Genomic DNA, 25,539 nt, shown 5'->3' with positions numbered 1-25,539 from the left:
AAAACAGTTTAAAGGAGTAGTAAATGGCGTTTGCGCAATGGGCAGCATTGCCTTGGGTAAAATCTGAGAAAGATAAAATTCAATGGGGACAACTTACTGGTAGCGGACTTAGCATCGCCATCGCAGAAGGTGTAAAACAACACAACGAGCTGGTTGTGATAGTCACCCCAGATACGCCAAGCGCCCTACGCCTTGAAACTGAGTTAGAATTTCTATTGCCTGAAAACCCAGTCATGGTCTTTCCTGACTGGGAAACGCTGCCTTATGATCATTTTTCACCACACCAAGATATTATTTCTGCACGCTTAGCCACGTTAAACACATTAAAAAAAGAACAACAAAGTGTTTTAATCGTACCTGTATCAACTTTGATGCTTCGTACAGCGCCAGCATCATTTATTTATGGGTCAACCCTTAACTTTAAAGTGGGTGATACCTTAGATACGCACACTCTACGTGAAAATCTTGAACAAGCAGGCTATTTGCATGTACAACAAGTGATGGAGCATGGTGAATATGCTATCCGTGGCTCTATCGTTGACTTGTATCCTATGGGTAGCCCTCACCCATTCCGTTTAGACTTTTTTGATGATGAGCTCGACAGCATTCGTTTATTTGATGTTGAAAGCCAGCGTTCAGATGAAAAAGTAGACAAAATTGAGCTATTACCAGCTCATGAGTTTCCAACTAACGACTCTGACATTGAGCGTTTTCGTATCAATTATCGTGAGCAATTTGGCGCAAGCTCTGAGCAAGACTCAATTTATATGCAGGTCACCAAAGGTACATGGCCTGCCGGTATAGAATATTATATGCCTCTGTTCTTTGATGAATTGGCAACTATATTCGATTACTTACCTAGCAATACGACGTTTATGCATTTTGGCGATATTGAACATGCTGCTGATCAATTTTGGCATGATGTAAATGTTCGCTATGAAAACCGCCGTGTTGATCCACTTAGGCCTTTACTTGAACCTGTAAAACTATATCAAAGCGTTAATGAACTCTTTGGTGAGTTTGGTAAATACGCACGTATTCGTTTATCTCAAGCGAAACTAGGCACTAAAGCAGGCCATACAAACCTTGCCAGTAAAGAGCTACCAAACGTACGTATAGATCATAAGCTACATGAGCCTTACCAAGGTTTAATTAACTATGTTGCTAGTGAGAAAAAACAAAAAGGCCGCGTACTGCTGTCGGTTGAATCTGACGGACGTCGCGAATCTTTACTGACACTATTAAAACCAAGTGGTTTAAAGCTCAAAGAATTCGAGTCTTTCAGCGATTTTACAAATAGTGCTAGTGATGTTGGCTTAATAGTATCGCCACTTGAACAAAGTGTGGTGTTAGACGGTAAACCGCGTTTAACCATTATCACTGAACAAGAATTATTAGGCATTAAAGTATCGCAACGTAGACGTCGTAAACATAAATACGAAGCCAGCCAAGATGCACTTATTCGTAATCTTGCTGAACTGCGTGAAGGCCAGCCAATTGTTCACCTTGATCATGGTGTAGGCCGCTACCAAGGGCTTGAAACAATTGATGCTGCCGGTGTAATTACTGAGTTTGTTACGATCATCTACGCCAACGAGGCAAAACTATACGTACCTGTTTCTGCGTTACATATGCTTAGCCGTTATTCTGGTGGCGAAGAGGCCTCTGCCCCGCTCCATAAATTGGGCTCCGATGCATGGGAAAAAGCCAAGAAACGTGCCGCTGAAAAAGTTCGTGATGTCGCCGCAGAATTATTAGACATTTACGCTAAACGCCAAGCTAAACCAGGTAATAAGTTTAAGCTTGATGGCAGTGCTTACCGTCAGTTTAGCGACAGCTTCCCATTTGAAGAAACCGATGATCAACGTAATGCCATTGAATCTGTGCTTGGAGATATGCAAAGTAAACAGGCAATGGATCGTTTAGTATGTGGTGACGTAGGCTTTGGTAAAACAGAAGTGGCCATGCGGGCTGCTTTTGTTGCCGTAAATGATAACAAGCAAGTTGCTGTACTTGTGCCAACGACACTGCTTGCTCAGCAACATTATGAAAACTTTAAAGACCGTTTTGCCGATTTACCTATTGAAGTTGGCGTTTTATCACGCTTCAACTCAACAAAAGAGCAAAAAGACACGCTTGAAAAAATGGCTGAGGGTAAATTAGATATTGTTATTGGTACTCATAAACTGATCCAACAAGATATTCAATTTAAAGATCTTGGTTTATTGATTGTTGATGAAGAGCACCGTTTTGGTGTGCGTCAAAAAGAGAAAATCAAAGCATTACGTGCCGATGTCGATATTTTAACACTCACTGCGACCCCTATTCCACGTACATTAAACATGGCAATGAGTGGTATGCGTGACCTGTCAATCATAGCCACACCGCCTGCGAAACGTTTAGCGGTTAAAACCTTTGTTAGACAAAGAGATGCAGAACTTATTCGCGAAGCAATTCTGCGTGAAATTAAACGCGGTGGTCAGGTGTATTTCTTACATAATAATGTTGAAACTATCGACCGAGTTGCTGAAGAAATAAGTGAATGGGTTCCTGAAGCTAGCGTAACAACAGCACATGGCCAAATGCGCGAGCGTGAGCTTGAGCAAATTATGAGTGATTTTTATCACCAAAAATATAACGTGATTGTGTGTACCACTATTATCGAAACCGGTATCGATGTACCCACTGCAAACACCATTATTATGGATAGAGCAGATAAGCTTGGCCTTGCGCAGCTGCATCAGTTACGTGGTCGTGTTGGCCGCAGCCACCATCAAGCCTATGCATACCTCCTGACTGGTAACCCTAAATCACTGAGTAAAGATGCCGTTAAACGATTAGAAGCGATTGAGTCTCTGGAAGACCTGGGTGCAGGTTTTGCGCTCGCAACTCACGACTTAGAAATTAGGGGTGCCGGTGAGCTGCTAGGTGACGATCAATCAGGTCAAATGCAAACCATTGGCTTTAGCTTGTATATGGAGATGCTTGAGCAAGCTGTAAACTCGCTAAAAGAAGGCAAAGAGCCAACCCTAGAGAACTTACTTGGCCAGCAAACTGAAGTTGACTTAAAGCTACCTGCATTATTACCCGATGATTATATTCATGATGTAAATGCGCGATTAGGTATCTATAAACGCATTGCAAGCTGTGCTAATCTCAATGACATGGACGAATTACAAGTAGAGTTGATTGACCGTTTTGGCCTACTGCCTGATGCTACGAAAAACTTATTCAGTTTGCAGCAATTAAAACTACAAGCAAGTAATCTTGGCATTAAGAAGATTGAAGCAAACCCGAAAGGTGGCTATTTTGAGTTTAGCCAGCATACAAAGGTTAACCCTAGCTTCATCATTGGTTTGATACAAAGTGCACCGCAGGTGTATAAAATGGATGGCGCAAACAAACTGCGCTTTGCAATTAGCGAAGCCAACGCTCGTGAACGCTTAAAAATGGTCACTGCAATGATTGCAGATTTTGAGAAAAAGGTTAGCCATTAATGTTGTTTAGAAATAGTTTAATATTGCTTTGTTGCTTATTTACAAGCTCATCATATGCAACACGTTGGTTTGAAATTGAAGTTCTTATTTATAAACAGCGCCCAGCTCCCTACTTACAAGAAGATTTCAGTCTAAAACACGATGAAATCAAGGCTAAGCGTAGCAAAGATATATTATCTCCTGCGTACACAGCACAAGCGAAACAGGCTTGTATTGAAGGTGATAACCGCTTTCGCTCTGATTCGTTTACCGACTCTTTAGTCAATACCAACCCTCATTCTAATGTGTGTGATGACAGTGTTGATTTTTTAGCTAGTTATAATCAACTGCCTGTTACACCCGTTGTTGAACCGCGTGAAGATACTGACGAAATATATCTAATTGCACCAGAGCAATTACAGTTTGTTGATCAAAAAGACCAGCTTGATAAAAAGGGCTTATCTCCTATTTTGCATACAGGATGGCGTTTTCCTGAAATGAGTGAAAGAAGTGCACCAAGCATCCGCTTATTTGCTGGAGAACACTTAGCAAAAAACACAAGATCACTTGAAAATGAAAATAACGATTTTATCAGTTTGATCGATCCTACTGAACGTTTTATTCCCGACCAGCTACAAAACGTGCCAGAGTGGGAATTAGACGGTTTAATGAAAATTTATGTTCGTCACTACCTATTTATAAATGCAGATTTTGATATTAGTCAGCGTCTAGAAAACGGTGATTATGAAAAAGCACGTTTTTCACAATTTAAACGTGTGATCAGTAACGAGATACATTATTTTGATCACCCTCGTATGGGTATGATCTTGCAAATAAGACGCTACAACCATTAATGGATACAATTATGAAAAAATATATGGCAATTGCAGCAGCTGCTGCGGCACTTACTTTAGCTGGCTGTTCAAAAGTAAGTCTAGAAAACTACGAAAAAATTGAAATTGGCATGGATAAAACTGAAGTTGAAGCTATTTTAGGCTCTGCTGATAAGTGTGAAGAAAAAACACTACACACTAACTGTATTTGGGGTAACAAAGACAAAAACATTGAAATTACCCTAGTATCAGACAAAGTATCGCTTTACAGCAAAACAGGTTTAGACGCTAAATAAACCCTAGTGGGTGGCCAAGGCCACCCTTTTTCATCATTCATCATTCATCATTTATCTTTTCTTTCAAAATGTCAGTTTGCGAGTAAATCCGCTCAATATTGACAATCTTGCTGCGATTTAACGTAATCTTGTAACGCTGATACAAAGTCTCGTCTTCGCTATGGGTAAACACTAATACAACATTTAATTGATAACGCCTCTCTACCGCTTTCTTAGAGATTTTATTGCTATCAAGATGATAGAGCTTACCTTCGCCTCGCTTTAAGTAGCGAGCAAACGGTGCCAAGCTAAATTGCATGGTTTGTTGAAGCGTATCATATCCGGGTAAAAACGCCTTGGCACTGACATGTGTTTCACTTGCAAAATGTAGCCACTGTGCAGCCTGTTTATTTTGATGCCGGCGCTTAGAAAAGATTTTTCTCACAGCTTTCGGAATACGTTTAAAGCTTGTGTATTCAAGCCAAATGTATTGGCTTGCGATCTTCTCTTTAGTAATACTGTTTTTAAACTGAAAGCGCCACTTTGGTCGGCCTCTAACAATCGCTCGCCAGATCACCCGTGTAATATCTTCTTTGAATATTTCACGAAGACCATAAATCACACCTAAGATCAAAATCAACGTCGCTGTTACTTCGGTAAAATTTGAACGTGCATTTAATACAACTAACATCACAAATGCCATGATCACAGCAGTTACAGTACCCTTTACCATACGTTTTAAATAACTGTTTAAATGACGGGTGCTACGAGTAAGCACTACCCCATGCTCAATTAAACGTTGTAATAAACGCATTTTATTAGTGATACGATTTGCATCTTCAAGTGTTGATTGCGAGTTATACTCTTGTTCTTCTCGGTAACTGTTTTCTGCTTTACAAAACTCTAAAAGCTCGCTGCGCTCTTTTGCAAAATCACTACTGCGCGGCCCTTCATCTAGTAGTTTCAAAAATGACTGCTCTACATGCCAACTTAAGTAGTTATCGGCGTTTTTATAAAACGGCAGTAGCTTTTCATCATCTGGGGTATAGCGCCTTAGCTTTTTCAACAAGCCTTTGGTTTGCTCGCACAATTCGATAGCGGCAGGATAAAACTCTTCGGCTTCTTGGTGTTTTAGGGTGTCTTTAATATCGGCATTCAGTGCTAGTCGAACTTGATAACAATACAAGTTTAAGTTTTGCCGATAATCTTGCTGTTCACCTTTGTTTTTACTAACAAAGCGACTTCTCACTAAGGGTAAGTGAATGTTGTTAGCGTTATACGCAAGATGCGATTTAAAATTGTTATTAAAGAATGATTCTTCACTCAGTGTTTGTGGATTAACACTCATTTCATTCGGAATGGAGAAATATAGGTCGAGTCGTTGCTCTGTGCGTGGTTTAAGCTCAGGCTCGATAATAAAAGATAAGTTCTCGTCTTGTTTAAGCAATATCGCCTCGTTTGTTAAAAGTACCCTTATAGTTTACGCGTTGATATACTTTCAGACAATAAAAAAGGCCCAGTAAAAACTGGGCCTTAGTAATCATTTCAAACTAGATTAGAACTTAACGTTCATACCAGCGAAGAAACGACGACCTAGTACATCGTATGTGTACGGGTCAGTGTTTGAGTCATTGTTACCTGAGTAGTAAGGTGCTTGCTTATCGAATAAGTTGTTAACACCTGCAGAGAATGACACTGTGTCGTTCAGGATGTATGAACCACTGATGTCGTGGTATACAACAGTACCAACACTTGGTACTAGACATTCGCTATCGTCAGCAAGACATGCATAGCTGTCTAAGCCGTCGATCATACGTGCTTGGTATTGTGCATCCCAGTTGTCGCCAGACGCGTTAAGAGTGAAGTTAGACTTAACTTTCGCGTAGCTACCGATACCTGAAGTTACAAGACCTGTGTAATCGATTGTGCTTGTGCCTGAATCAACGATGTACTCATCAAGGATAGTTACATCAAGACCTGTGCGCCAGTTAAGACCTGCAGCTTCAAATGCATACTTGAAGTTTACGTCGTAACCTTTAGTAGATTCGTTACCAATGTTTTGTAATTGGTTATTGAAGCTAATGCGACCAGTGCTTTGGTTGAAGTTGATTGCAGAAGACTGACATAGTGCAGTATCTTGGTTCTTGTATGCGCCCGTAGAAGCATCAAGACAGTTTTCAACGATGTATTGGTTGTTTACGCTTGAAATTGAGTTTTCGATTTCAATTTCGTAGTAGTCAACAGTCATTGAGAAACCATCTAACCACTCTGGAGCGTATACGAAACCAGCTGTTACTGTATCAGCAAGCTCTGGAGTTAATTGGTCGTTACCACCAACAGTTACTTCAGCTTGGTCTTGTGCACCAGGGAAGTTTACTTGTTCGAATGAAGGTGATTTACCTTGGTAAAGCTCAGATACTGTAGGAGCACGGAATGCAGTTGAACGAACAGCACGTAGCATTAGTTCGTCATTTACACGCCAAGTTAGACCAAGTTTCCAAGTCTCATCTGAACCAAATGTGCTGTAATCGAATGCACGAACAGCAGCGCTTAAGTCAACCATTTGTGCAAATGGTGCATCAGCTAGAAGTGGAACAGCGAATTCTACGTAAGCTTCGTTTACGTCAAAACGACCACCAGTTGGCTCAACACGTGGGTCATTTGCAAGACCTTGTGAAGTTAGTGAATCTGGAACGTACCATGCTTTTTCTTCACGACGCTCGATACCAGCAGCGAAACCAACGTAACCAGCAGGAAGTTCCATTACTTCACCGTTAAGGCCAGCAGAAAGAACTAATAATTGGCTACCACCTGAATTGTTTTCAGTGTAGTTGTACTGTGCAAGGTTGCTACCTGACCAATCAGCTTGATCAAGTGGATTAAAGTCACCCTCTTCGATTGCGTCTTGGATTGAACCCATGTTTAGTAGGTTAGTTGCGCGGTCAACTGAGTCGTTACGACCGAATACTACTGAAGTATCCCAGCCCCAACCATTGTCGAATGCACCGTCAAGACCGATTACTGCGCGAAACTGTGTCAACAACTTGCTCATAACCACGAGGACCAACATCAGTCATACGACGACCGTAAGAGATGTCTTCACCGTCAGCTACACCGTGAGAAAGAAGTGAATCACCCATTGTTTCTGCATCATAAGTGAAGTCAAACCATACTGGCTGTGGAGCCATTTGTTGAGTTGACCAACGCTTAGAGTAAGTGAACTCAGAAACTAAACGCGTTTCATCAGTTACGTCAAAGTGGCCGATACCTGTTAGGTTTAAACGACGCATTGGCGTGTAAAGGTAGCTTGTTGCTGAGTAGTTGTAAGCATCACCTGCTGAAGTGAAGTCGTGCCACTCGCCGTCTGCTTGACCTTGTAAGCTTGCATTTTCAGCCCAAACGTGACCGAAAGGCGTGTAAGAAGAACCACCACAGTAGAAGCTACCGTTATCGTAATCTTCTTCGATTGGACAATCAGAGAAATCACGGTCTGCTTGAGAAGCATCGCCACGGTCAGTGTATTGTAAACCAATTACAACGTTACCACGGTCAAAGCTTGAACCCATTGTGATATCGAAAGACGTTTCGTCTGCATCGCCTTCACCAGTGATAGCACCGTTAAGGTTCATGTCTAGACCTTCGAAGTCGTCTTTTAAGATGATGTTAACAACACCAGCTACCGCGTCAGTACCGTATACAGCAGATGCGCCGTCTTTTAGTACTTCAACTTGCTTAATCATTGATACTGGGATTGTGTTTAAGTCAACAGTAGATGCTGCACCAGTACCAGAGTTGATCATACGACGACCATTAACTAGTACTAGAGTACGTTGTGCGCCTAAACCACGTAGGTCAACACGTGCGTTACCGCCTGAACCGTTGTTAACAGCAGGGTTAGTCATCGCACCGCTTGCTGCAGTCATTTTTTGTAGAACGCCATCGATGCTTGATGCACCCATTGCTTTGATGTCATCTGCGCCGATTAAAGTTACAGGACTAGACGTCTCCATATCGGTACGCTTAATGCGAGAACCTGTAACTTGAATTTTTTCAATAGACTCTGCTGCATCATCAGCAGCTAAAACTTGCATGCTTGAAAACATTGGGATTGCTGAAACAACAGCTAAACCAAGAATTGATTTTTTCATGTGAAAACCCTACTTGTTGGAAATTTACCTTTAATCAGGTAGCGCTCGTTATTATTAGAATCACGAGTCAGCGGAGGGCAACTTAGGCTTAGTTAACTGAACGAAAACTGAATGGAAGATTAAATAAAAAACACCACAAAAATGACGGACCCATTTAAGGTAATAAGGTTTCATGATGTATCAATGTTAACAGAAAAAAACACTTCTATATCAGAAAGGTAAGATTCTTTAGTAGCAAAAAAAACATGATTGAAATCAATTGCACGCACTTTGTAATCAAGTGTAACTAAAGCCCAATTAGTGCTACAAATGAAATTTTTACAAGTTGATCACACCACGTTATAAAAACCGTAAAAGCTTGGTAAGACTGCTAACCATACTTATTCACTAAAATTAACTAAATAGACAAAGTTAGCCTGTTAAACAGTGAATTAGAGGATGATTTTTTACTTTTGTTCCATCAGTTTGAAACTAACGTATAAAAATACGTTTAATGAAGAGCATTAAAGTATAAATAAATGACAAGGTAATGACGTTACTCACAGCTTCAGCGAAATTCGAAGCTGTGAGTAATAAAAATAGCGGTTGGTGTTAGCGAGTTTGAATTGAATCGAAATAATAAAACAAAGTACGAGGCTGATTATCAACAGTATTATAAGTAAGCGTCATTTTCCAAGTCATAACAGGTTCAGAACACGCTCCGACCATAGTGTCAGCAACCCAAACCTGCCCTTTGCGTTTAAACTGTAGTGGGATGAATCCCATATACATAGTGACACCTTCAAGTTTTGCAGCTAGATTTTTGGCCCCGTTTGGCAGCTTTAAGTTAATTGCAAAAGGCGTTTCCGGGCTGATGTCTGGGTTACTCAGCCAAGCTTCTGCATTATTTGGGTAATAACAATGACGATTGTTCTCACAACTTGTACTTGTGCTGTCCTCTTCTATACTTTGGCTATCACATGCAGCTAAAAATACACTAAAAAGGAACACGGTGAATAAACTAGTTCGCACTCTATTTGCCTGTATAAAATAAAAGCGGATACTAATTAGCTACCCGCGAAAAGACAACCATGCTAGATGGAATAAGCTAATAAAAATACAAACTCTGACAAAAAATAACCAACAAAGCGCTAAAATTTGATTGATGTCATAATTTTATGCAATTGACCTATCTTTTTAAGGTCAAAAATTTTATCATTTCCATCGCAAAAATAAGGGTTTCTCGAGTTTGTTTTCTGAAGCTAGCACCTCTAAGTTGGCTTTAGGTAACACGCTTGTGAAGTAATAGTAGGCCCCACTTTTAATAAAGTGGGTAATTCATTTCTAAAACGCATTAATTGCAGCGGAAGCCAGAAAATGAGCCAAACAGTAGCATCACAAACTGAGTACAATTATAAAGTTGTACGCCAATTCGCTATTATGACAGTGATTTGGGGCATCGTTGGCATGAGTGTTGGGGTTCTGATTGCTGCCCAATTAGCTTGGCCAGCACTTAACTTTGATACACCATGGTTAACTTACTCTCGACTACGTCCGTTACACACGAACGCAGTAATTTTCGCATTTGGTACAAGTGCACTTTTTGCGACGTCTTATTACGTCGTACAACGTACATGTCAAACGCGCCTTTTCTCAGATAAACTAGCAGCCTTCACCTTCTGGGGTTGGCAACTTGTTATCGTACTAGCAGCGATTACCTTACCATTAGGTATCACAAGCTCTAAAGAATACGCAGAACTTGAATGGCCAATCGATATTCTTATCGCCGTTGTTTGGGTGACTTACGCAGTTGTATTCTTTGGTACGTTAATCAAGCGTAAAGTATCGCACATCTATGTTGCGAACTGGTTCTACGCTGGTTTCATCATTACTGTTGCCGTTTTACACATTGTAAACAGCATGGCAATTCCAGTTTCACTAACTAAATCATACTCTATCTACGCAGGTGCTGTAGATGCAATGGTTCAGTGGTGGTACGGTCACAACGCTGTTGGTTTCTTATTAACTGCTGGTTTCTTAGGTATGATGTACTACTTCGTACCAAAACAAGCAGGCCGCCCTGTTTATTCATACCGTCTATCGGTAGTTCACTTCTGGGCTCTTGTTTCTTTGTACATCTGGGCAGGTCCTCACCACCTACATTACACTGCGCTTCCAGATTGGACGCAAAGCTTAGGTATGGTTATGTCAGTTATCCTATTCGTTCCATCTTGGGGTGGTATGATCAACGGTATCATGACGTTATCAGGTGCATGGCATAAACTACGTACTGACCCAGTACTACGTTTCTTAGTTGTTTCTCTATCTTTCTACGGTATGTCTACGTTCGAAGGCCCAATGATGGCTATCAAGTCAGTAAACGCGCTTTCTCACTACACTGACTGGACTGTAGGTCACGTACACTCAGGTGCACTAGGTTGGGTTGCAATGATTTCTATCGGTGCTATCTATCACCTAATCCCTGCACTATTCTCACAAGGCCGTATGTACAGTGTTAAACTAGTTAACACGCACTTCTGGTTACACACTGTTGGTGTTGTTTTATACATCGTAGCAATGTGGATCTCAGGTGTTATGCAAGGTCTAATGTGGCGTGCAGTAAACTCAGACGGTACGTTAATGTACAGCTTTGTACAGTCATTAGAAGCTTCGTATCCGTTCTATGTAATGCGTTTCCTAGGCGGTGTATTCATCGTAACAGGTATGCTAATTATGGCTTACAACGTTTATCGTACTATTGCTGCGAAGAAAGATTCGCTTCAACTAGACGCTGACGCACAATTGGCATAATGGAGTAGCACGATGAGCAATAATAATTCACAAAACAAACACGAAATAGTCGAAAAGAACGTTGGCCTTATGGCTATCTTGACTGTCTTTGCAATCAGCTTTGGTGCACTAGTTGAGATTACTCCACTAATGTTCCAAGATGATACGACTAAACCTGTTGATGGCCTACGCCCTCTTACAGCATTAGAAATGGAAGGCCGTGACATCTACGTGCGTGAAGGTTGTTACAACTGTCACTCACAAATGATTCGCCCTTTCCGTGACGAGGTTGAGCGTTATGGTCACTACTCTGTAGCTGGTGAGTCAGTATGGGATCACCCATTCCAATGGGGTTCTAAACGTACTGGTCCTGACCTAGCTCGTGTTGGTGAGCGTTACTCAGACGATTGGCACCATGCTCACTTAATGGATCCACGTGCAGTGGTTCCTGAGTCAAACATGCCAGCGTTTCCTTGGTTAGACGAAAACAGAGTCGATACGACCCATACACTTAAAAAGCTTCAAATATTCCGTGATAGTTTCGGAATTGACAAAGCTAGCGACCGTTACGACGGTAAAGGTTATGGTAGTGACGAAGAGCTACAAGCTGACATTGCGAAAATCGAAGCCATGAACGATGGTAAAGGCGCAACTGAAATGCAAGCTCTAATCGCTTACTTACAACAGCTTGGCACACACTTGAAGTAATTATTATGGATTACGGAACATACAGAGGCATTTTGACTCTGGTAATTTTAGTACTGTTTATTGTGATTGTTGTATGGGCATACAGCAAGCGTAGCAAAAGCCGATTTGATGACGCTGCTAATGCCATATTTGAAGATGAAAAAAAACACAACAACACAATCTCTAACGAGGAAAAGGAGTCTGAGAAATGACTAGCTTTTGGAGTATATGGGTTATTGTATTAACCCTAGCGTGTCTTGCTATCATCTTCGGCCTACTTCTGTGGAACTTGAAAAACTACACAGGTGTTAAAGAAGGCGAAAGCTGTGGTCACGAGTTTGACGGCATTGAAGAACTAAATAACCCACTTCCAAAATGGTGGACTTACATGTTCTTCGCAACATTTATTTGGTCTGTATACTATCTTGCAGCCTACCCTGGTTTAGGTAACTGGGAAGGTTTAGGTAAATGGACAAGTTCTAACCAAGGTATTACTTCTCTAGCTGAGTCTAAAGAAGCGACTGAACAAGCATTAGCTAATGGTGAGAACGTTCAATTAGACCAAGAATTTATTGCCGCTGATGAGCGTTTTGGCCCAATCTTTGAGTCATTTGCAAAACAAGATATTGAAACACTAGTTAAAGATGAAAAAGCGCTTGAGATTGGTCAACGTTTGTTCTCACAAAACTGTGCACAATGTCATGGTTCAGATGCACGTGGTGGTCAAGGCTTCCCTAACCTAACGGATAACGATTGGTTATATGGTGGCACACCAGACAAAATCAAAGAAACACTTCTTTATGGTCGTGTAGCTGCGATGCCACCATGGGGTGATGCGCTTGGCGAGCAAGGCATTAAAGAAATGACTGCTCACGTACTTAGCCTTTCAGGCCGTACAGTTAACCAAAAAGACGCTGCTGCAGGTGCTGCTAAGTTTGCAATGTGTGCTGCGTGTCACGGTGCTGACGGTAAAGGTTCGGTTGCACACAACTTACCATTTGGTGCACCTAATCTAACAGATAACATCTGGTTATATGGTGGTTCAAAACGTGCTGTTGAAGAAACACTAACCAATGGCCGCGCAGGTGTAATGCCAGCATGGAAAGACATTTTAGGTGAAGAGAAAGTACACCTACTAACTGCTTACGTTTACAGCTTATCGCAAGATAAATAACCACGCGGTTAAAAAAATGTATAAACAATTAATCATTTAATTCAATAGATTAATTAAGATCAAAAAAGCCTCTATCTAGAGGCTTTTTTTTAGTCTTTTGCTTTTAAATCCGATAAAATGCTTACAACGTTTTTAAAGGTATAAGTACTATGAAACCCACTCCTTGGTATAAAAACTTTTGGCCATGGTTTTTAATCTCTTTTCCTCTTGCAGCGATCATTGGCTGCGCTGGTCTTATTTATATGGCAATTGGTAACGGCCCAGATATGGTTGTTGATGATTACTATAAAAAAGGTAAAGCAATTAACCTTGAACTCAGCAAATTTAATAAAGCAAAAGCGCTTTATTTACATGGCGATTTAAATGTTACTAACGACAAAGTTGCATTCACCTTCACTAAAGGTGATGCAAGCAATGTCCACTCTTTAAAAATGTCATTTTATCACCGCACCATTAAGGCAAATGACTTTGATGTGAGCTTAATGAAAAACGCCCATGGCGATTTTACAGCCCTACTCGACGCTCATGTTGACGGCGCATATACAGTGTTTATTGAACCAATAGATAACAGTTGGAAACTCAAAGAAGACATCATTTTACCAACTGATAAAACAATTTCGATTAGCCCTGAATATAAGTAGTAAACTCTAATGTCCGATAATTGCTTTCATTGTCTTGAAAGTGTGCCAAAAGGCTTTAATGCGACTGTCGAAATAGACGGTAAGGCACAACCTATGTGTTGTATTGGTTGCCAAACGGTTGCAGAAAATATCGTCGCCCAAGGCATGACCGATTACTATAAATTTAGAACCGTACGCTCTGGTAAAGTTGAACAACTTGTTCCAGAGCAACTCGAGTTGATCAAAAGTTACGATAACGAAGATATTCAAGACGAGTTTATTTCTGCCTCTAATAATTTATCCGAGGTGCTACTAACGGTTGAAGGCATAACCTGTGCTGCTTGTGCGTGGTTAATCGAAAAACAATTACTCAATCTAAAAGCGATAAAACGCGTTGATGTAAATACATCGACCAACCGTGCCATGATCCAATGGGATAAATCGGTTACTCCGCTTAGCCAAATTATTACCTCATTACACGAAATCGGCTATAAAGCTTATCCGTTTCAGGCAGACCTTGAGGCCAGTCAAAAACAGCAAGCTGCTAAAGCCTATATCCGCCGTTTAGGTGTTGCGGGTCTAATGACCATGCAAGTAATGATGTTCGCTTTTGCCATGTATTTTGGCATGTTCTCGGGCATGGAAGAAAACTTCGAACAGTATTTCCGCTGGATAAGCCTTGTGCTTGCTTCACCGGTAATTCTCTATAGTGCCCTACCATTCTTAACTAATGCGATTAATGGTTTAAAAGCAAAACAGCTAAATATGGACCTACCCGTATCTTTAGCAATTTTTGGTGCTTATGGGGCAAGTTGTTATGCCACTTTAATGTCTGTTGGCGAAGTTTATTTTGAATCTATCTGTATGTTTACCTTTTTATTATTACTAGGTAAATATTTAGAATTTAGAGCTCGCTTAAAAGCCAGTGAGTTTACTGCTAACTTGCAAAAGTTACTGCCCCTTACAGCCCGTATCATCGATGAAAACAATCAAGAATCAATTATTGCGGCTAAAAAGCTAAGACTTGGTGATGTTGTATTAATTAAAGCAGGCGAAACGATTCCTGCTGACGGTATCGTTATACAAGGTCAAACAACTGTTGATGAAGCCATGATGACAGGTGAGCATCAGCCAGTTAATAAGTTTATTAACCATCAAGTATACGCAGGGACTATTAACCACGATGGTGTGATCCGTATTGAGATCAACAAAATCGGTCAAAATACCTTACTTAATCAAATTATAAAGTTACAACACACAGCTTTAACTAAACGCCCAAGATTAGTTGAAATAACTGATAAGGTGGCTCAGTGGTTTGTAGCGTGTTTATTAGTGTTTGCGTCAATTACAGCGATTGGCTGGTATCAAATAGACCCTGAGCATGCTTTTTGGATTACTATTTCGGTGCTTGTTGCAACATGCCCTTGCGCACTGAGCTTAGCGATTCCTACCGCCCTTACGTGTGCAGTAGCAAGCCTGACAAAGCGTGGTATTTTAATTAAACAAGCCCATGTATTAGAAACGCTACCGCAACTAACCGATATTGCCTTTGATAAAACAGGCACCCTTACCCAAGGTCGTTTCACTATAGAGCGAGTTGAACTAGTAAACAGCCAGTATAGTGAAGCTGACGCATTGCGACTAGCAGCGCAACTTGAAAGTTTCTCTGAGCACCCGATTGCTAATGCGTTCGCTGGTTTCAACGATACAGTGAACCCAATTGAGAATGTTACAATCGAACCGGGTAAAGGCATTACAGCGGAACTTAATAATCAGCACTATGCGATAGGTAAAAGTGGCTGGTTCGATACTGATAAAGCAGATGCTCAAGCAACCTTGTATATCAATAAACAAGTAGTTGCGCGCTTTTACCTAGCCGATAGCTTACGTAACAACGCAGAAAAATTGATTACTAAACTGCATTCACAGCAGCTCAAGTGTCATATGTTAACTGGTGATGCTTCAAACAGTGGTGAGCAAATTGCTAAGCAGTTAAATTTAGATACTGTACATGCAGCATGTAGCCCTCGTGACAAACAAACCCATGTTGAAGCATTGGCTAGCAAAGGTGCCATTGTTGCTATGGTTGGTGATGGTGTGAATGATAGCCCGGTATTTGCAAGTGCCCATTTATCTATTGCGATGGAAACTGGCGCCGATATTTCCAAAAATAGTGCCGATGTGGTATTACTCAATAGTGATCTAACCGCCATTGAACATTTGCTTACTGTCTCGAAGAAGACTCGCCGTATTGTTAAGCAAAACTTGGCATTATCACTTATTTACAATGGTTCGATTTTACCACTTGCAGCACTAGGACTTGTAGCTCCTTGGATGGCCGTTATTGGTATGTCTGCAAGCTCCATTTTGGTTATTACCAACTCATTAAGGTTATTAAAACTATGAGTATCATCTACATCCTCATCCCAATTGCCATTTTATTTGTGCTAATTGCTATTGGTGTGTTCTTTTGGGCTGTAAAAAGCGAACAATTTTCTGATTTAAACAAACAGGGCCACAGTATCCTGTTTGAAGACGATAAAGAGCAGCACAACAAAAGTAATGATTGATCCGCAGTTTATTAGTGCATTTGTAATGGGCTTGTTAGGCAGTGGTCACTGTCTGGCTATGTGTGGTGGTATTTCCAGTAGTTTACAACTTGCCGCTAGCAAAAATCGTGCAGTTCGCTTTTCTGTTGCTTATAACCTTGGCAGAGCGCTCAGTTACATGCTTGCCGGTGCTCTAGTAGCCGGTATTAGTAGTCGCTTCGCTGCACAAAATACCTCTATCTCAGTAGGTTTATCGTTTCTAAGTGGTATTTTTATGCTACTTGTTGGGATTTATATCATGCGCCTAGCGCCCACCCTACAGTGGCTAGAAAAATTAGGAAAAACGCTAGTATGGCAGCATTTATCTAAACTGAATCGTTATTTACTACCTGTCGATACAACGCCAAAGGCCCTGTTGTATGGCGCTTTATGGGGATGGCTGCCGTGTGGATTAGTTTATTCGGCACTAACTTGGGCACTTACCAGCCCTTCTGCCCTTCACGGTGCTGGGGTAATGTTATTTTTTGCCTTAGGGACATTTCCTGCAATGATTAGTATTGGTCTAGTCAGTCAAAAAATAAACACTATTTTCAACCATGTTTGGATTAGGGTTATTCTAGGCAGCGTAATAATATGGTACGGTATATACTTATTAATTATAGCAACCGATAAGCTAATTCATTAATCTTAGCGGTTGTTAACTTATTTGAATGGATTTGATGTATGGACTTCTCACAAAACAAGTCAAAAGGCTTATGCACAATTAGCTGTAATAATTGCAGTATCAGCCAGCTATGTTTACCATTTTCATTAAACGGTCAAGAAATGGATCGTCTAGATGAAATCATCGAACGTAAAAAACCACTGCATAAAGGTGATTATTTATTTGAATCTGGTGAAAGCTTAAATGCCATTTATGCTGTGCGCTCAGGTTCGTTTAAATCTTACACTCTATCTGAACAAGGTGACGAGCAAATTACCGGTTTCCATTTAGCTGGCGATTTAGTCGGTTTCGATGCAATCAACAAAATGGCACATCAAAGTTTTTCTCAAGCCCTTGAAACATCTATGGTGTGTGAAATTCCATTCGATACGCTTGATGAATTAGCCGGTAAATTACCAAAATTGCGCCAACAAATTATGCGTTTAATGAGTAATGAAATTAACTACGACCAAGAAATGCTGTTGTTACTCAACAAAAAATCAGCTGAAGAGCGCCTTGCAAGTTTTATTTACAACTTGGCTGAACGCTTTGGTGAGCGTGGTTTTTCACGTAAAGAATTCCGTTTAACTATGACGCGTGGTGAAATCGGTAACTACTTGGGCCTAACTGTTGAAACAATTAGCCGCCTTTTAAGTCGCTTTCAAAAGGCTGGTTTTATTAAGGTTGAGGGCAAGTTTATCACCATTTTGGACCAGCAGGCACTTGCTACAACAGCGGCAATTATATGTAAATAGAGTTTGATTTAACGCAACTTTATACTGTTTACCCCTTTAACTGTTCTAAATTTAGGTTACACTCAAAGTACTACTTTTTGCGGAACAGTTAAGGAGCAGCACATGGACGCAATTAAACGAATTTTAGCAGTTATAGACCCAACTAAAGAGCAGCAACACAGTTTAAGCCGCTCAATCGATCTAGCCAAAAAATCTGGCGCGACCATCACCGCTTTCCTCAGTATCTACGACTTCTCTTATGAAATGACAACTATGCTTTCAGCTGATGAGCGTGAAGCAATGCGAGAAGCCGTGATAAAAGACCGCCAAGAATGGTTAAATGAACAAATTGCACTTTATCCAGAACTCACTATTGATAGTTGTGTGGTTTGGCATAACCGTCCTTACGAAGCTATTATTAACACCGTGATCAACGATGGTTTTGATCTTGTTGTTAAAGGCACTCATCAACACGACACACTGAAATCGGTTATTTTCACACCTACCGACTGGCACCTTATTCGTAAGTGCCCTGCTCCAGTGTTACTTGTTAAAGAAAAAGAATGGCCAGCTCAGGGGAATATTCTAGCGGCTGTGAACGCAGTGAGTGAAAATGAGCAACACCTTGAACTTAACAAGCGTATTATTAATGATGCCCGCTTCATTTGTGACTTAGCCAATGCCACGCTTAATATTGTAAATGCGTACCCAGCAACACCGGTTAATATTGCAATAGAAATCCCAGAGTTTAATCCTGGCGTTTATAACGAATCAGTCAAAAAACATCACTTTGAATCAACGCTCTCTTTAGCTAAAGGGTTTGATATTGACCAAGCTCAATGCTACATAGAGGAAGGTTTACCAGAAGATGTCATTCCAGATGTTGCTGCACGCCTTAACAGCGAGTTAGTAGTGATTGGTACTGTTGGTCGCACTGGCTTGAGTGCTGCGCTTGTTGGTAATACTGCAGAGCACGTTATTGATAGTCTTGATTGCGATGTCTTAGCCCTAAAACCAGATGGCTATGTGAGCCCACTCGCTAAGTAACAACCAGAATATGTATTAAAAAAGCCCCAGTTTGGGGCTTTTTTTATATATTTGTTACATCAATGAACAGTGATTCATCAATGTTTGTTGATGAGACCACCGCCTCGCTAAAGTCATAGCTTTCACGATTGCCTTCTCTATCAAGTGGTAAGTTTTCAAAATCAAACAAGTTTCTATCAGCAAGCTGGCTTGGGCTGACATTCTGTAAAGACTTAAAGATACTCTCAACGCGACCTGGAGTTTTCTTATCCCACTCTGTCAGCATCGCTTTAATTGATTGACGCTGTAGATTTTCTTGAGAACCGCATAGGTTACATGGAATGATCGGGAAATCTTTGTGCTCAGCGTATTTAATTAAATCTTTTTCACGACAATATGATAACGGACGAATAACTACGTTACGTTCATCATCTGAACGTAATTTTGGTGGCATCGCTTTTAATCGTGAACCATGGAACATATTTAAAAACATAGTTTCGACGATGTCATCCAAGTGATGACCTAGTGCTAGTTTGGTCGCACCAATTTTTTCTGCAAATGAGTAAAGTGTACCGCGACGAAGTCGTGAACACAGACCGCAGGTTGTTTTGCCCTCTGGTACTTTTTCTTTTACTACTGAGTAAGTATCTTTATCAACGATGTAATACGGGATATTTAGCGTTTCAAAGTAATCAGGCAAAATATGCTCAGGAAAACCAGGCTGCTTTTGATCAAGGTTTACGGCAATCACTTCAAATTTAATTGGCGCAGCTTTTTGTAAATTAAGCAAAATATCAAGCATTGCGAATGAATCTTTACCACCACTGATACATGCCATAACAACATCGCCGTCTTCAATCATGTTGTAATCAGTAATCGCATTACCAACATGCCTTCTTAGACGCTTTTGAAGTTTATTAAATTCAAGAGTTTCTTTTCTAGTATCAGTTTGATTCATTTGCTCTGCTCATACAGGCTTTACTAAGCCATGTTTCATAGTAAAAAGTTCGGCGTGGATTATACGGACTTTTTGAGCCAGTTGAAATGATTAGCGTGGGATAATTAAAAAGCATAACTCGTGAAGATATTACGTAAACTAAGGCTCTTTATGAATAGCATTAAAGGATCATCAATTTACAGGCTTATTTTAGGGTTTTCTGACTTCAATAAGCTAACTTCATTTTACTGTGCATTTATAACGCGAAGCTGTACAAGCAAGATCAGGCCAATCATCTCTGCCCCAGCAGTATTTATCATTTCTAAGTGGTTTTAGGTGCCAAACTACAGGTTTACCTTTTTTATCTAAGCGAGTTTCATTTTCAAGCTGCACTCGAATTAAATTTTTCTCTGTCGATAAAATAGTATATACAAAGGTTTTTCTTGCTTCAGTCTCAGAAATATAGCCCTGCTCGTCATAAGAGATTTCTAATGTTTTGTTTTTAAACGCTATAGTATGAAAATTAGCTTCACAAACTGGGCTATTTGTAGACTGCCATGAGCCTTGTAACTTAGTTTGCATTTCTTGGTTGATAGGTGAATAACTGCTACAAGCTGAACATAGCAGTAAAATAACAAAAAATGCCGGAATAATTTTCATAAGTATGCTTTTAAGTCCCTGAAAAGTTGACGTTTAGCATAACGAGAATCGTAAAAATGTCCAGCAATAAGCTTAATACAAAAACAAAGGGCACATGAGCCATGCGCCCCCTGTTAACCTTAAGTGTTTTTAGTTTTTGTCTTATTTTTTGCCATTCGTTTGGCACGTTTTATTGCCGATTTTTTAGAAGCATTTTTCTGCGCTATTTTTAACACTTTAGCCTCTTTTAACTGCTTTTTGGCTGCTTTCAAGCGCTTTTTAGCGTTTTCGGCTAGGTTCTCTGCTTCGCTGGCACACTCTACAGCGGCTTGTGCTTTAAGTGCTGCATCTTTTGCAATTGCAGTGGTTTTGGCCACTTCTTTTTTACTCTTTTCGAGAATTTTTTCGAGCTTAGCAAGACGCTTCTCAAATACTGACTCTGAATTTTTCATTGTATTCTCCTTTACTGACGCGTAGACATGCGGGTAGGTTCAGTGACAATAAGCGGGTCAACCCGATTGACTATATCCTGATCTTTTTCTGGGTAGTTCAAACAACTTAAGAAATGACGCATACAGTTGATACGACCCCGTTTTTTATCATCAGAGCGAATTTGTGTCCAAGGCGCATCTTTTGTATGGGTATGAAACATCATCGCATCTTTCGCGTCACTATAATCATGCCATTTAGCCAATGATGCCATATCAACCGGACTCAGCTTCCATTGCTTAAGCGGGTCGTTTTGACGTGATTTAAAGCGTCTGAATTGCTCTTCTCTACTGACCGAAAACCAATATTTAAATAGCTTAATACCGCTATTCACCAACATACGTTCAAGTTGTGGTGTTTGACGCATAAACTCTAAATATTCGTGATCATCACAAAAGCCCATTACCTTCTCTACACCGGCTCGGTTATACCAAGAGCGATCAAATAGTATAATTTCACCTTTGCTTGGCAGGTTATTAATGTAACGCTGAAAGTACCACTGTTCTCGCTCTCTTGCAGATGGTTTTTCTAAAGCCACTACGTGCGCCCCACGAGGGTTTAAATGCTCCATAAAGCGCTTAATAGTGCCACCTTTACCCGCCGCATCACGACCTTCAAATAAAATCACAATTTGCTGGTTGGTCTCTTTTACCCAGCCTTGCATTTTTAAAAGCTCGATTTGCAGTTCGTGTTTATGACGCTCGTATTCAACCAGGTCCATTTTGCGTTTATATGGGTATTTACCGTCTGCATTCCACTTTAGGCTTGGGTTTTTAACATTTAAATCAAAAATTACATCCTGTTTCGCATTGGCTTCGGCTAATTTCTGTTTTTTGACTGATACAGGTTCGACATTGACTGTCTGCATAACGACTCCTTTTAAACTATAAGTACCTATATTGAGATCTTTATAGTTTTACTTTAAGCCAGTTATTGCTAAGTAACTTGATCTAAATCTATATTTTTATTTCTTGAAAAATCATTAAAAAATATAAAGTTAGCACTTTATAGCTAATTAAAAATAAGCCTATAAAAGTAAAATCAAGCCCTTTTTCTATAGTAAAAAACAATCAGATAAAACCTATATCCTCATACCGTTTTCATATCTAAATACAAGCTGTTACTTAAACTGCGCTGCAATACAAGTAATTAGAAAAAATATTAAATGAGGGAATAAACTAGACAAGAGAAGCTGTTATATAAATTGCTTAATTTATATTGAATTTTCAATTTTGATACTAAACCAAAGTAACGAGATAAACTTTTAAAAAAAGAGACACAAGAACTATCTTCTCAACATTGAAAAAGGGACCTTAATAAGATCCCTTTTGTCGATATTTAAACGATTTTAGCCGATGTATAGTGGTTATTTAACGATCCAAGGCGTGGCGCTAATAAGCTTAGCATGACTGCTTAATACCGTTTCATCATCTTGCCAGTCATCAGAAACCTTAATTGAGCAACGTTGCTCCTTACAGCTAACACCGTTTGCCGAGATAGCATCTTGGCCGTTAAATTTTAGTACAACACCTTGTTGTTCAGGCAGCAAAAACCACATTAATTTGCTAACGAAAAAGCCCGACAAATCAGATAGTAGCTCGTCAAATTCTTCATTTAACGTATACAAGTTTGCTTTACTAAGCTCAAAATCAGCCAGATCAGTTGCTTCAATTTGCAACCTTAATTGACAATCATGTTTTGGATTTTCTGGTTGAACAACAATAACGGCTTTATCTGTATCTAGCTGCTTATCAAAAGGTAAAAGCAATTGAGCTTTATCTGTATAAGTTAAGTCAAACTCTTGTTTCTCTGTAATTATTTTACCTGATTTGATTGTACATACTTCGTTAGTAGCAATATCAGACAAATAAAAATTAACTTGAGCGTATTGAAATTCGCCTTTATTAACGACTTTCAAACGATCATAAAAACCATCGTATGCAACAACAAATTCAGTAGCAGCGGCCTTAGAGGCAACTGCACCTAGTGCAACCGCAATGGTTGTAAATTTTAACCACGGAAGGAATTTATTCATCAAAGTAAGCTCTGTTTTGATTTATCATTTTATTTAATTCTTCAATGTACGCTTCACCGCGCTCAGAATACGACAACAAGCCCTGTGTTAGCTTAGTAGCATCAATTGGCTTTTGCTGGCGACGTAAATCGGCTCGAATTGATCGTAAATCTTTATACGCTGCGTGAGTATTAATATTTTTAAAATATGAGCTTACAGCAGCACGTACCGATTTAAAAGCAGTCACTTCATGAGCGGCTTCGTTGGCTCGACGACGTGGTACCATGCCACAGCCTTTTTTATAACACCACTGACCGAAAAAGTTTAAGCCAATTCGAGCAAAACGTGACGTACCCCATGCTGATTCGTTAGCCGCCTGCATAAGCGCAAGTTCTTTTGGAATGATATCTACACGGCGCAGAGCTTGGGTCAGTGATAAGGTATCAATAGTGGTTGGTAACTTGTAGCTGGTCAGTATTTTCTTAATATCTGATTGCTGTTTACTACTTAGCGGCTCATTATACTCAAGCATCATGCGTGCAATTTCTATGAGCGCACGTTGTTGTAGGATCTTTTTATTCTCAGCCTCGACATGAGGACGGATAAAGTCAAAAAATGCATGTTTCTTTTCTTTCACATCAGTAAACGCTGCAAAATCAGGCAGTTTTACATTATGTAATGGCTTTTCTTTTTTGATTACGCGCTGAGTGCCAATAGGTGTTGTCTGTGACTGTTCATCCCCCTCATCCAGAGTATCTTTATCCATAAATGGCGACAACAACGCCCATGCAAAAAAAGCGGCCAGTAAAGCTCTAAAAACGTAATTCAGCATGTATTCTCTCAAATAAACTTTTACTAATATGCGGTAACTTCACGCACACACAATGGCGAAGTATACCAAAGCAGACATTTTTTGGCGAATTAGCCCTGAGATAGTTTCTTAAAGTATAACTAAAGAAGCGTTATGAACCGCCAATTTACTCGCAATTTTCAAGCGCTTGCGTATACTTAAATGCAACCAAACGAGAAATAGGAAGGTTATTTTTATGTGCCAATCTTGGCAAGCTCGCATTATTGATCAGCAAAAATATCGTCCCAACGATAACCGCTCAGCTTGGCAAGTTGACCGCTCTCGTATCATACATGCTGCAGCATTTAGGCGTCTGCAGGCTAAAACCCAAATTATGGGTATTGGCTTAAATGATTTTTACCGAACTCGCCTTACTCATTCTTTAGAAGTTGCACAAATTGGTAGTGGATTATTACGCCACTTAAAAAAGCAACACCCTGAATTTACGAATTTTCCGAGTGGTAGTTTACTTGAAACCTTATGCCTTGCTCATGATATCGGTCATCCACCTTTCGGTCATGGTGGTGAAATAGCATTAAACTACATGATGCGCGATCATGGTGGTTTTGAAGGTAATGCCCAAACCCTGAGAATTGTTTCTAAACTTGAGCCTTATTCTAATGGATATGGCATGAATCTAACCAGACGCACCTTGCTTGGCTTTATTAAATACCCAGCCTTTATTGATGACTTGTGGCACACCATTCCACCAAAAAGTGAACAGCGTAGCTTTATCAAAGCCGACCATTGGCGACCAGCTAAAGGTCTGTATCAAGATGATAAAGATATTTTCGATTGGATTATTGACCCACTGTCGAATAATGATAAACAACTACTGAGCAGTCACTATAAGGTTGATGAATTTAGAGCTAAAACTCACTATAAATCAATAGATTCAGCAATTATGGAATTGGCTGACGATATTGCTTATGCCGTACACGATTTAGAAGACGCCATAGCCACTGAAGTTTTAACCCTTGCAGATTGGCAAAACCATGCCTTAGTACAATTACAAGAATTAGACTCTGCTTGGTTAACAACACACTTAAGTTCGATTACAGCTAGACTGTTTTCCCATCATGAATATGAAAGAAAGGACGCCATTGGTGAGTTGGTTAACACCTTTATAATTAATGCCAAATTAATAGTACAAAATGCTGATTTTGAATCTGAAATATTACAGTACACTGTAAGTCTACCTGATGAATTTGCTGAAATTCTCAACGTGCTAAAGCATTTTGTTTTTAAACGGTTAATTCGCGAGCCAAAAATGCAGCAAGTTGAGTTTAAAGGGCAAAATCTGCTAATTGAATTATTTAGTGCCTTTGCTAGTGACCCCATGCGTTTATTACCTGAAACAACCCAAGACATGTGGCTTAACGCTCATCAGCAAGAAGATAATGCTATGCGTATAATTTGTGATTACTTGGCTGGGATGAGTGATGAATATGCCTATAAAACATATCAGAGGTTGTTTTTACCAACTTCTTGACTAGTTTTTGAATACAGCTGAAAACTGTTCTAAAATTAAACAGGTTATTAGAAAATAACCACTCCTCTTAGGATGCATTCTATTTAACAGGGATTGAAATGATGCTCAAAAAACACCTACTTTT

The 25,539-nt window shown here is 40.0% G+C and carries 22 protein-coding genes and 1 pseudogene; 14 read left to right on the top strand and 9 right to left on the bottom strand.

The features are described 5' to 3' along the window. Positions 1-23 precede the first annotated feature (23 nt). Genes mfd through HYD28_09745 form a run of 3 tightly spaced genes read left to right on the top strand, consistent with a single transcriptional unit; the run spans position 24 to position 4,605 of the window. On the top strand, positions 24-3,497 hold the full coding sequence (gene mfd, locus HYD28_09755; GenBank protein QLE09207.1) for a transcription-repair coupling factor: 3,474 nt from the start codon (positions 24-26) through the stop codon (positions 3,495-3,497). Beyond that, the gene (locus HYD28_09750) at positions 3,497-4,330 is read left to right on the top strand and encodes a peptidoglycan binding protein CsiV (GenBank protein QLE09206.1); all 834 of its coding nucleotides are present in this window, start codon (positions 3,497-3,499) and stop codon (positions 4,328-4,330) included. The genes mfd and HYD28_09750 overlap by 1 nt, the downstream gene beginning before the upstream one ends. Before the next feature lie 11 nt (positions 4,331-4,341). Next, complete coding sequence (locus HYD28_09745) at positions 4,342-4,605, top strand: DUF3862 domain-containing protein (protein ID QLE09205.1); 264 nt, start codon at positions 4,342-4,344, stop codon at positions 4,603-4,605. Between the two features lie 40 nt (positions 4,606-4,645). Here HYD28_09745 and HYD28_09740 read toward each other — a convergent pair whose 3' ends face one another. The 3 genes and pseudogenes from HYD28_09740 to HYD28_09730 all read right to left on the bottom strand — a co-directional run bounded on the left by HYD28_09740 (position 4,646) and on the right by HYD28_09730 (position 9,743). After that, entirely contained in the window at positions 4,646-6,031 is a 1,386-nt protein-coding gene (locus tag HYD28_09740; protein ID QLE09204.1) for a hypothetical protein, read from the bottom strand. 108 nt (positions 6,032-6,139) lie between these two features. Beyond that, positions 6,140-8,732 (bottom strand): annotated as a pseudogene (locus HYD28_09735) (TonB-dependent receptor). A 591-nt stretch (positions 8,733-9,323) separates the two neighbouring features. Further along, complete coding sequence (locus HYD28_09730) at positions 9,324-9,743, bottom strand: hypothetical protein (protein ID QLE09203.1); 420 nt, start codon at positions 9,741-9,743, stop codon at positions 9,324-9,326. A 345-nt stretch (positions 9,744-10,088) separates the two neighbouring features. On the opposite strand from HYD28_09730, the gene ccoN reads away from it, so the two are divergent. The 10 genes from ccoN to uspE all read left to right on the top strand — a co-directional run bounded on the left by ccoN (position 10,089) and on the right by uspE (position 19,015). Further along, positions 10,089-11,522 (top strand): cytochrome-c oxidase, cbb3-type subunit I, encoded by a 1,434-nt coding sequence (gene ccoN, locus HYD28_09725; GenBank protein QLE09202.1) that lies wholly within the window; start codon positions 10,089-10,091, stop codon positions 11,520-11,522. A gap of 12 nt (positions 11,523-11,534) precedes the next feature. Further along, positions 11,535-12,209, top strand: coding sequence for a cytochrome-c oxidase, cbb3-type subunit II (gene ccoO, locus HYD28_09720; GenBank protein QLE09201.1), 675 nt, complete (start codon positions 11,535-11,537; stop codon positions 12,207-12,209). A 5-nt stretch (positions 12,210-12,214) separates the two neighbouring features. Next, positions 12,215-12,400, top strand: coding sequence for a cbb3-type cytochrome c oxidase subunit 3 (locus HYD28_09715; protein QLE09200.1), 186 nt, complete (start codon positions 12,215-12,217; stop codon positions 12,398-12,400). Beyond that, positions 12,397-13,362 (top strand): cytochrome-c oxidase, cbb3-type subunit III, encoded by a 966-nt coding sequence (gene ccoP / locus HYD28_09710; GenBank protein QLE09199.1) that lies wholly within the window; start codon positions 12,397-12,399, stop codon positions 13,360-13,362. The genes HYD28_09715 and ccoP overlap by 4 nt, the downstream gene beginning before the upstream one ends. A gap of 149 nt (positions 13,363-13,511) precedes the next feature. After that, positions 13,512-14,003: a FixH family protein gene (locus tag HYD28_09705; GenBank protein ID QLE09198.1), complete on the top strand. Its 492-nt coding sequence runs from the start codon at positions 13,512-13,514 to the stop codon at positions 14,001-14,003. 9 nt (positions 14,004-14,012) lie between these two features. Next, entirely contained in the window at positions 14,013-16,388 is a 2,376-nt protein-coding gene (gene cadA, locus HYD28_09700) for a cadmium-translocating P-type ATPase (GenBank protein ID QLE09197.1), read from the top strand. After that, positions 16,385-16,552, top strand: coding sequence for a cbb3-type cytochrome oxidase assembly protein CcoS (gene ccoS / locus HYD28_09695; GenBank protein QLE09196.1), 168 nt, complete (start codon positions 16,385-16,387; stop codon positions 16,550-16,552). Before cadA ends, ccoS begins: the two co-directional genes overlap by 4 nt. Beyond that, on the top strand, positions 16,545-17,216 hold the full coding sequence (locus HYD28_09690; protein ID QLE09195.1) for a sulfite exporter TauE/SafE family protein: 672 nt from the start codon (positions 16,545-16,547) through the stop codon (positions 17,214-17,216). Before ccoS ends, HYD28_09690 begins: the two co-directional genes overlap by 8 nt. Before the next feature lie 38 nt (positions 17,217-17,254). After that, a complete protein-coding gene (locus HYD28_09685; protein ID QLE09194.1) occupies positions 17,255-17,989 on the top strand; it encodes an FNR family transcription factor in 735 nt (244 codons plus the stop codon). Positions 17,990-18,091: 102 nt separating this feature from the next. Then, complete coding sequence (gene uspE, locus HYD28_09680; GenBank protein ID QLE09193.1) at positions 18,092-19,015, top strand: universal stress protein UspE; 924 nt, start codon at positions 18,092-18,094, stop codon at positions 19,013-19,015. A gap of 43 nt (positions 19,016-19,058) precedes the next feature. Here uspE and ttcA read toward each other — a convergent pair whose 3' ends face one another. The 6 genes from ttcA to HYD28_09650 all read right to left on the bottom strand — a co-directional run bounded on the left by ttcA (position 19,059) and on the right by HYD28_09650 (position 23,905). Further along, positions 19,059-19,952, bottom strand: coding sequence for a tRNA 2-thiocytidine(32) synthetase TtcA (gene ttcA / locus HYD28_09675; GenBank protein QLE09192.1), 894 nt, complete (start codon positions 19,950-19,952; stop codon positions 19,059-19,061). A gap of 219 nt (positions 19,953-20,171) precedes the next feature. After that, positions 20,172-20,591: a hypothetical protein gene (locus HYD28_09670; protein QLE09191.1), complete on the bottom strand. Its 420-nt coding sequence runs from the start codon at positions 20,589-20,591 to the stop codon at positions 20,172-20,174. Between the two features lie 119 nt (positions 20,592-20,710). Next, complete coding sequence (locus tag HYD28_09665; GenBank protein ID QLE09190.1) at positions 20,711-21,022, bottom strand: hypothetical protein; 312 nt, start codon at positions 21,020-21,022, stop codon at positions 20,711-20,713. Positions 21,023-21,033: 11 nt separating this feature from the next. Further along, positions 21,034-21,927, bottom strand: a complete 894-nt coding sequence (gene ppk2, locus HYD28_09660) for a polyphosphate kinase 2 (GenBank protein QLE09189.1) — start codon at positions 21,925-21,927, stop codon at positions 21,034-21,036. A gap of 498 nt (positions 21,928-22,425) precedes the next feature. Next, positions 22,426-23,094, bottom strand: coding sequence for a DUF2987 domain-containing protein (locus HYD28_09655; protein ID QLE09188.1), 669 nt, complete (start codon positions 23,092-23,094; stop codon positions 22,426-22,428). Then, positions 23,087-23,905 (bottom strand): glucosaminidase domain-containing protein, encoded by an 819-nt coding sequence (locus tag HYD28_09650; GenBank protein QLE09187.1) that lies wholly within the window; start codon positions 23,903-23,905, stop codon positions 23,087-23,089. The genes HYD28_09655 and HYD28_09650 overlap by 8 nt, the downstream gene beginning before the upstream one ends. A gap of 214 nt (positions 23,906-24,119) precedes the next feature. On the opposite strand from HYD28_09650, the gene HYD28_09645 reads away from it, so the two are divergent. Beyond that, the gene (locus tag HYD28_09645; protein QLE09186.1) at positions 24,120-25,415 is read left to right on the top strand and encodes a deoxyguanosinetriphosphate triphosphohydrolase family protein; all 1,296 of its coding nucleotides are present in this window, start codon (positions 24,120-24,122) and stop codon (positions 25,413-25,415) included. Positions 25,416-25,539: the final 124 nt, after the last annotated feature.

Origin of the sequence: Pseudoalteromonas shioyasakiensis, from assembly GCA_013391845.1 — a bacterium.
Lineage (GTDB): Bacteria > Pseudomonadota > Gammaproteobacteria > Enterobacterales > Alteromonadaceae > Pseudoalteromonas > Pseudoalteromonas apostichopi.
This window is presented reverse-complemented; position numbering and strand designations above follow the sequence as displayed.

Excerpts from the sequence above, each read along its gene's own strand:
- mfd (QLE09207.1), top strand. The coding sequence starts at position 24 with ATGGCGTTTGCGCAATGGGCAGCATTGCCTTGGGTAAAATCTGAGAAA.
- HYD28_09750 (QLE09206.1), top strand. The coding sequence starts at position 3,497 with ATGTTGTTTAGAAATAGTTTAATATTGCTTTGTTGCTTATTTACAAGC.
- HYD28_09745 (QLE09205.1), top strand. The coding sequence starts at position 4,342 with ATGAAAAAATATATGGCAATTGCAGCAGCTGCTGCGGCACTTACTTTA.
- ccoN (QLE09202.1), top strand. The coding sequence starts at position 10,089 with ATGAGCCAAACAGTAGCATCACAAACTGAGTACAATTATAAAGTTGTA.
- ccoO (QLE09201.1), top strand. The coding sequence starts at position 11,535 with ATGAGCAATAATAATTCACAAAACAAACACGAAATAGTCGAAAAGAAC.
- HYD28_09715 (QLE09200.1), top strand. The coding sequence starts at position 12,215 with ATGGATTACGGAACATACAGAGGCATTTTGACTCTGGTAATTTTAGTA.
- ccoP (QLE09199.1), top strand. The coding sequence starts at position 12,397 with ATGACTAGCTTTTGGAGTATATGGGTTATTGTATTAACCCTAGCGTGT.
- HYD28_09705 (QLE09198.1), top strand. The coding sequence starts at position 13,512 with ATGAAACCCACTCCTTGGTATAAAAACTTTTGGCCATGGTTTTTAATC.
- cadA (QLE09197.1), top strand. The coding sequence starts at position 14,013 with ATGTCCGATAATTGCTTTCATTGTCTTGAAAGTGTGCCAAAAGGCTTT.
- ccoS (QLE09196.1), top strand. The coding sequence starts at position 16,385 with ATGAGTATCATCTACATCCTCATCCCAATTGCCATTTTATTTGTGCTA.
- HYD28_09690 (QLE09195.1), top strand. The coding sequence starts at position 16,545 with ATGATTGATCCGCAGTTTATTAGTGCATTTGTAATGGGCTTGTTAGGC.
- HYD28_09685 (QLE09194.1), top strand. The coding sequence starts at position 17,255 with ATGGACTTCTCACAAAACAAGTCAAAAGGCTTATGCACAATTAGCTGT.
- uspE (QLE09193.1), top strand. The coding sequence starts at position 18,092 with ATGGACGCAATTAAACGAATTTTAGCAGTTATAGACCCAACTAAAGAG.
- ttcA (QLE09192.1), bottom strand. The coding sequence starts at position 19,952 with ATGAATCAAACTGATACTAGAAAAGAAACTCTTGAATTTAATAAACTT.
- HYD28_09670 (QLE09191.1), bottom strand. The coding sequence starts at position 20,591 with ATGAAAATTATTCCGGCATTTTTTGTTATTTTACTGCTATGTTCAGCT.
- HYD28_09665 (QLE09190.1), bottom strand. The coding sequence starts at position 21,022 with ATGAAAAATTCAGAGTCAGTATTTGAGAAGCGTCTTGCTAAGCTCGAA.
- ppk2 (QLE09189.1), bottom strand. The coding sequence starts at position 21,927 with ATGCAGACAGTCAATGTCGAACCTGTATCAGTCAAAAAACAGAAATTA.
- HYD28_09655 (QLE09188.1), bottom strand. The coding sequence starts at position 23,094 with ATGAATAAATTCCTTCCGTGGTTAAAATTTACAACCATTGCGGTTGCA.
- HYD28_09650 (QLE09187.1), bottom strand. The coding sequence starts at position 23,905 with ATGCTGAATTACGTTTTTAGAGCTTTACTGGCCGCTTTTTTTGCATGG.
- HYD28_09645 (QLE09186.1), top strand. The coding sequence starts at position 24,120 with ATGTGCCAATCTTGGCAAGCTCGCATTATTGATCAGCAAAAATATCGT.